This is a genomic window from Algoriphagus sp. AGSA1, assembly GCF_021390545.1.
Taxonomy (GTDB): Bacteria; Bacteroidota; Bacteroidia; order Cytophagales; family Cyclobacteriaceae; genus Algoriphagus.
Genome location: NZ_JAJUWR010000037.1, coordinates 41,458 through 48,287 on the forward strand (window position 1 = coordinate 41,458; position 6,830 = coordinate 48,287).

Below are 6,830 nucleotides of genomic sequence, written 5' to 3' on the forward strand. Positions count from 1 at the left end.
AAATTTACTTCAACTAAATCACCTATAAACATGGAAAAGCTGAAAATTTTCTTCGAAGAGAGAGCATTTGGGGTCTGCTCCCGACTGGGTGAAAAGCTCAATTTCCCGATTGACAGCATACGCCTTTTTTTTATATATGCCTCATTTGTCACCTTGGGCTCACCCGTCATCCTATATGTAAGCATGGCAATGACGATGAAAATCAGGAAGTTTTTTAGAAAAAAGAACAACCCGCTGCTTTTTGATTAAAGTTGATCATAGCTCTTTCTCCCTAAAATCTTCCAATTCCAAAAGATCAAATGGACTTTCCCCTGTCTTTCTACCTGCTGCCTTCCATTTAACTCTGGCTGAAACCTCGCTAACGCACGCTTATTTTTCCCAAAATCCTTATACGCACCCACTATCGCCTTTGAAAACTCCTTTTCTCCCCGCAAGACAAAACTCCAAGCCGCCAAATGTTCTAACAAAGATTTGACCAGAAATATCCAATAAAACCTCCAGGCCGATTCATTCTTGTAAACCATACTGAGGCTATTTCGGATATTTAAATACATTTTTCTAGGGCTGCTTCTATCCAGCGTGGCTCCCCCAAGATGGTAAACCTCCACTAAGCCAGTATATCCTATTTTCCACCCAGACCTTCTCATTCTCCAACAAAGATCAATTTCTTCCATATGGGCAAAAAAACCTGGGTCAAAACCGGACAACTGATGGAAAACTGACGCTTTTACTACCATACATGCCCCTGAAGCCCAATCTACCTCAATACTGTCATTATATACCCCCCTATCCTTCTCCACGGAATCCCATATCCTCCCCCTACAGTAGGGATAGCCATACCCATCCAGAAACCCTCCTCCTGCACCTGCATAGTCAAAGGTATCCCTCTCCTTCCAGGACAATAGCTTTGGCTGAAGGGCGGCATACTCCGGATGAGAATTCATCCAGGCAATTAAATTAGAGTCCCAGCCGGCGGTCACCTCCACATCGGAATTCAAGAGGATATAATACTCGTAATGGCCTTCTAATTTGGCAAGCCCTTCATTATATCCTCCCGCATAGCCGAAATTTCCAGAAAGTCGGATTTGCTGGATCTGCGGATAATTCTTCTCTAAATATTCTATGGATCCATCCGTACTAGCATTGTCCACCACCCAAGTGTCAACCGAACTATGCATACAAACAGAAGGAAGAAATGTCTTCAGCATTTCTTCCCCGTTATAGTTCAGTATGACGATGGCGCAGGGCTTCATCCAAACATTCCTCCTAGATCCATTCCTGGGATATTAGGAATCATGCCTTCTGTAGCTGCTTTCATTTCAGCTTTGATCTTTACCTCTATGGCAGTCATGGCGATATTGGTGGCAGCAACGATGAGGTCGCTGAGCATTTCCTTGTCTTTGGGAGAAAGCAATGAATCATCAAAGTCAATGCTTATCACTTTTCTATCGCCATTCACAGTGACTTTCACCATCCCTGCCCCTGATTCTCCGGTAGCTGTCAAGTGTACCAGTTTTGCTTGCGTTTCCTTGATTTTTGCCTGGGCTTCTTTCACTTTGCCCATCATTCCCATTATATCAAACATATCACTCTATTTAAGACTAATTACCAATTTTGTTTTTAATTTAAGTCAATCGGGCGATTGCCTCCTCTAAACTTACAGATTCCTGCTCCCCGGTTTCCAGGTTTTTCAGGGCAATCACCTTGTTTTCAATTTCCGAATCTCCACAAATACCAACAAAGGGAACGCCTTTTTTGGAGGCAAAATCCAATTGCTTGTTCATTTTTTTCAGATCTGGATAAAGTTCTGCTTTTATCCCCGCATCTCTGAACCTCTTCAATAAACCCAAGGCATATTCATAGGCTTTCTGATCAAAATGTGTCAATAGGATTTTGGTGCCTTGCACACTCTCTACCGGGAAAAGCCCCAGCTCCTCAAGCACATCGTACAATCTATCTACCCCAAAAGAAAAGCCTACTCCCGAAATCCCCGAAAGACCAAATACACCGGTAAGATTATCGTACCGACCACCTCCACTGACGGATCCTATGGACACATTGTTCACTTTCACTTCGAAAATAGCCCCAGTGTAATACGAAAGCCCGCGTGCCAACATAATATCCAGCTCCACAAAGTCGAGATTTTCCCCCATAGTGCTCAGTATATGAAAAACCTCTTCCAGTTCGCGGACTCCCTGAAGCCCAATCTCACTCCCACCCAAAAACTGCTTGAGGAAAGTCAATTTCCCTACCTGATCTGTCTGCAGGGCTACCAAGGGGGCTAATTTCTCCACGGAGTCAGTCGCAAAACCTCTCTCGCACAACTCATTCTTGACCCTTTCCCATCCGATCTTATCCAGCTTATCGATAGCTACGCACAGAGGGCCTTCTTTACCAGCCTCACCGATAGCCTCAGAGATCCCTGTGAGAATTTTTCTATTGTTCAACTTGATGCTGTAATCACCCAGCTTCAATTTCTGAAAAACCGAGCGGATCATAAGAATTATCTCAGCTTCGCAAAGCAAGCTGTCTGTACCGACCACATCGGCGTCACACTGGTAAAACTCCCTATATCTCCCTTTCTGAGGGCGGTCTGCACGCCAAACAGGCTGGATCTGATAGCGTTTAAAAGGAAATGTCAGCTCATTCCTGTTCATCACCACAAAACGGGCAAAGGGAACGGTGAGATCATAACGGAGACCTTTTTCGGAAAGCTTGGTCAACGTAGCCTTATATCCATCCCTTAAGTCCTGATCACCTACATTTTTCAGATAATCACCAGAATTCAGGATCTTAAACAACAACTGATCCCCCTCATCACCATATTTTCCGGTAAGCGTACTCAGGTTCTCCATTGCAGGGGTCTCGATCTGATTGTAGCCAAAAAGTTGAAAAGTACTCTTAATCGTCTCAAGGATATAGTTTCTTCTGGCCATTTGGACTGTCCCAAAATCCCGGGTTCCCTTTGGCAGACTTGGCTTTTGCATAGCTTGTATTTTGGTGATTAGCTGCCAAATTTATTCAAAAAAAAGGAAACCCTCCCTGATATGGTGAAAGTCAAAGAATTAAATCCAATTTAATTTAGGCTAAAAAGAAATCTTTATTTACTTTTGCGACTCGTTTCTGAACAATACTATTAAAAATATACGACCATGGCAGTTACTACACTGAAGAGAAAACTTAAAAGAAAAAGACAATCTCAGACCACACGTGTGATTAAGATCAAGCAATTGACTGCTCAGCCTGTAATCAAAAACGTGGACGTTGAAGAACTTAAGAAGTCTTTCGCAAAATAATCTTTATTTCTGCAAAATATAGAAAGCGGTCATTTGATCGCTTTTTTTGTTTTTTTTAACCGCGGTGACCACAGAGAGTGGCACGGAGGACTCGGATTCAAAGCCATATTTATCTATTGATTTTTAGCTACTTAAAACCACCCCAACAGTAATTATAGTGGTTTGAGACACAAACCACGGCGGTTGAATTGCAAACTGAAAACTGAGACTGATAACTGGCAACTGTAACTTACCACCACTTTCAATTTTCACACAACCTTACCCCGTTTCCCCAATTCCACTACCCGGAGATTTTTCACCTGACCAGCCTCCAGGTCAAACAATAACATGGTACGCATCACATGAAATCCATGCTGCCCAATAGCCCCTGGATTCATATAAAGGCAGTTTACGGTCTTGTCAAACTCAACCTTGCAGATATGGGAATGCCCGCAGACAAAAAGGTGTGCGGCCGATCCCTTGATTCTGGCTTTGATGCCGGTTGCGTACCGGGGAGGTTTGCCCCCGATATGCGTCATCAGCACCTTCACCCCTTCAAGAGTAAATTCTTGCCATTCGGGATATGCATGCTGCATTTCCTTATCATCAATATTCCCAAAAACAGCCCGTATAGTCTTACCGCCGGGCAAAGCCTGCATCACTGTCCCACTCCCTATATCCCCTGCATGCCAGATTTCATCCACATCGGCCAAATAGGTGAGCGTTTTGTGGTCAATGTAACTGTGAGAATCAGATATGAGAGCGATTTTTTTAGGCATTTGGACTTAATCTTGCTAAATTTTCATTCCAATATGAAACAGCATTCTTTCTAATCAAACTACTTTCCTATGAAACTTCAGCGATTCCTAGTCTTTGTACTCGCATTGTTTTTGACTAACACAGCGTTCATTCAGGCTCAAAACCCTGTAAACAAATCCATTTCAGTGGCTGAGTTTGAAGAAATCGCCAAAAACAAAGGAGCAACAGTGATTATAGACGTGAGGACACCTGAAGAAATAGAAAAAGGATACCTGCCGAGAGCAAGAAACATTGATGTTTCAAATGAAAATTTTGAAAATGAAATTTCCAAATTACCCAAAAACAAAACTTACCTACTTTATTGTAAAGCCGGAGTCAGATCCGAAAAAGCCATGGAGATGATGAAGGAAGCGGGATTTAAGTATGTCTTCTCTTTATCCGGCGGAATAGATGCCTGGAAAGAAGCCGGTAAACCCGTAGAAAAATGAAAACACTTAAATCAATCGATCATATACTGCAGAACTATTAGAAGAAGAATTCAATACACCCCCTCAAGAAAAACAGAACAAAAAGTAAATATGGCTTAGGCACTAGCAGTCAAAGTCGAAAGCAGGGTGATCTTCATCAATTCAATTGTGGCTTCCAACCCTCACCTGCCTTTTGGGGGAGTGAAAAAAACCGGTTATGGAAAAGAGTTGGGCAGATATGGGATTTTAGAGTTTGGAAACTGAAAAACCGTATATCCAGGCTAATCAATTAGGCATAAAGAGCCCTTTATTTTTGGTTTTGGCCAATTCCTTTCTATTTTTACGAGCCAAAATTTTGTCATAAACTAATGAGAGAAATACAGTTTCGAGAAGCCCTAAGAGAGGCAATGTCTGAAGAAATGAGACGTGATAAAGACGTTTTTCTTATGGGCGAGGAAGTTGCTGAATACAATGGAGCATATAAGGTATCCCAAGGGATGCTGGATGAATTCGGCCCAGAGCGTATCTACGATACACCTATCGCTGAGCTTGGATTTTCAGGATTGGCTGTAGGGGCTGCCATGAACGGACTTAAGCCTATCGTAGAGTTCATGACCTTCAACTTTTCTTTGGTTGCAATTGATCAGATCATCAACTCAGCAGCTAAAATGCTTGCCATGTCAGGAGGAGCATACAGTGTCCCTGTAGTGTTCAGAGGCCCTACCGGCAACGCAGGACAACTGGGAGCTACTCACTCATCAAACTTCGAGAATTGGTTTGCCAATACCCCCGGACTAAAAGTGATCGTCCCATCCAACCCTTATGACGCCAAAGGTCTCATGAAAGCCGCTATCCGTGATCCGGATCCTGTGATCTTCATGGAATCCGAAGTGATGTACTCTGACAAGGGTGAAGTACCTGAGGGTGAATACCTGCTTCCCATAGGTGTAGCTGACATCAAAAGGAAAGGAAAAGATGTCACAGTTATTTCTTTTGGAAAGATGATGAAAGTGGCCTTACAAGCTGCTGAAGAAATGGCGAAAGAAGGAATAGAAGCGGAAGTGATCGACCTTAGGACAGTTAGACCAATAGATTATGCAACTTGTCTGGAATCCGTGAAGAAGACCAACCGTGTCGTGATCGTAGAAGAAGCCAATCCTATAGCGGCGATTTCATCCGAACTGACTTATCACTTCCAGAGATATGCATTTGATTACCTAGACGCCCCGGTGATCCGTGTGAACTCCATGGACATTCCGCTGAGTTATTCTCCGGCTTACATTGAGGCTACCTTGCCAAATGTGAAGAGAACCGTGGACGCAATCAAGGAAGTCTGCTATAAGAAGTAGTAAATTCTGTATAACATATCAAAGCCCGGCTCAGATTTGAAGTCGGGCTTTTTTAGTAACAAGTTTATAAGAATAAAGAGCCAAGAACCAAGAGTCAAGAATCACAGTCCACAAATTCCGTTCGTGCGACACAAATGGTGGCACTGCGGTCACTAGAATCCCTTGAATCGAGTCATCAGGCCTTCCTAACTAACAGGTAAGCAGGCTTGTTTCTTCAATAATAGAGTACCCAGACTTCTATTTTCTTAGCACAAACTAGCAGTCTGAAGACTGCAATATCATAGGCACAAGCCTGCCTGCTGCAGGCAGGTCAAAAAGACTTTGCGCCAATTAGGTAGAAAGTCTAGCACCAGGTCACTTCGACTGAAGCTTGCGGAAGGAGAAATCTCAGAGGCAATTGATTAAGAGAATAAAGTCAGAAAGATGGAGAAACAGGAGTCGCAGTGTCCAGTCGCAGTGGGCAGATTGTATTATCCATGGCGAAAGCCTGCCGTAGGTATGCCTGGTCGTTAGCCTAGGGTGAAGAGCTGAGGGACGAAGGGCGTAACCCTAGGTCAAAAAAGACCAAAAGGCCATTGCCCTCGGACATGAGGCATAGTGACAAGACAAAGGCTTGTCCCGAGGAGGTGTACAGCGTTTGTGAATTGTCGGATTAGAAATCCTACGATAACAGCGCAACAATTATCGGGAGTCGAGCAACAAATAGATGTTCAATTGTAAAGTTTACCTATCAAAAAAAGGCAGTCTGAAGACTGCATTGGTTAGGTCCCAAGTCTGAGGACTGAACCAAATAAGCACTTGCGCTCTCTGCGTGAACTTCTGTGTCCGCCGTGGTTAAATCAAGCAAAAAAAGGAGGCTGTCTCATATTGATGTTTGATAATTGAAGACAGCCTTTTTTATTCAATAGAGGCCGATTTCCTGATTTCGGCCTCTATTTTTTTGAATACCGTTTAATTTTATAGGAATCGGGATTCTCCCA

At 43.2% G+C, this 6,830-nt stretch carries 8 protein-coding genes and 1 pseudogene; 5 read left to right on the forward strand and 4 right to left on the reverse strand.

The features are described from left to right. The first annotated feature begins 30 nt into the window (after positions 1-30). On the forward strand, positions 31-249 hold the full coding sequence (locus LZF95_RS22460; protein ID WP_233757550.1) for a PspC family transcriptional regulator: 219 nt from the start codon (positions 31-33) through the stop codon (positions 247-249). Here the strand turns inward: LZF95_RS22460 and LZF95_RS22465 are convergent. From LZF95_RS22465 to hisS, 3 genes are read right to left on the reverse strand one after another with little or no spacing between them, the layout of a single operon-like run. After that, positions 246-1,253, reverse strand: coding sequence for a glycosyltransferase family 2 protein (locus LZF95_RS22465; RefSeq protein WP_262912306.1), 1,008 nt, complete (start codon positions 1,251-1,253; stop codon positions 246-248). The two genes, LZF95_RS22460 and LZF95_RS22465, sit on opposite strands and share 4 nt — an antisense overlap. Next, a complete protein-coding gene (locus LZF95_RS22470; RefSeq protein WP_233757553.1) occupies positions 1,250-1,585 on the reverse strand; it encodes a YbaB/EbfC family nucleoid-associated protein in 336 nt (111 codons plus the stop codon). The genes LZF95_RS22465 and LZF95_RS22470 overlap by 4 nt, the downstream gene beginning before the upstream one ends. Positions 1,586-1,625: 40 nt before the next feature. Continuing rightward, positions 1,626-2,987: a histidine--tRNA ligase gene (hisS, locus tag LZF95_RS22475; protein ID WP_233757555.1), complete on the reverse strand. Its 1,362-nt coding sequence runs from the start codon at positions 2,985-2,987 to the stop codon at positions 1,626-1,628. Positions 2,988-3,152: 165 nt separating this feature from the next. On the opposite strand from hisS, the gene LZF95_RS22480 reads away from it, so the two are divergent. After that, positions 3,153-3,296 carry a hypothetical protein gene (locus LZF95_RS22480; RefSeq protein ID WP_233757556.1) on the forward strand — a complete coding sequence of 48 codons (144 nt, stop codon included), beginning with the start codon at positions 3,153-3,155 and terminating at the stop codon, positions 3,294-3,296. Positions 3,297-3,544: 248 nt separating this feature from the next. On the opposite strand, the gene LZF95_RS22485 is transcribed toward LZF95_RS22480, so the two are convergent. After that, complete coding sequence (locus tag LZF95_RS22485) at positions 3,545-4,054, reverse strand: metallophosphoesterase (RefSeq protein WP_233757557.1); 510 nt, start codon at positions 4,052-4,054, stop codon at positions 3,545-3,547. A 69-nt stretch (positions 4,055-4,123) separates the two neighbouring features. On the opposite strand from LZF95_RS22485, the gene LZF95_RS22490 reads away from it, so the two are divergent. The 3 genes and pseudogenes from LZF95_RS22490 (at position 4,124) to LZF95_RS22500 (ending at position 5,850) form a co-directional block, all read left to right on the forward strand. Continuing rightward, the gene (locus LZF95_RS22490) at positions 4,124-4,522 is read left to right on the forward strand and encodes a rhodanese-like domain-containing protein (protein WP_233757558.1); all 399 of its coding nucleotides are present in this window, start codon (positions 4,124-4,126) and stop codon (positions 4,520-4,522) included. A 120-nt stretch (positions 4,523-4,642) separates the two neighbouring features. Next, positions 4,643-4,765, forward strand: a pseudogene (locus LZF95_RS22495) (aldehyde dehydrogenase family protein); the annotation flags it as partial. Between the two features lie 104 nt (positions 4,766-4,869). Further along, positions 4,870-5,850: a pyruvate dehydrogenase complex E1 component subunit beta gene (locus LZF95_RS22500; RefSeq protein ID WP_233757559.1), complete on the forward strand. Its 981-nt coding sequence runs from the start codon at positions 4,870-4,872 to the stop codon at positions 5,848-5,850. Positions 5,851-6,830 lie beyond the last annotated feature (980 nt).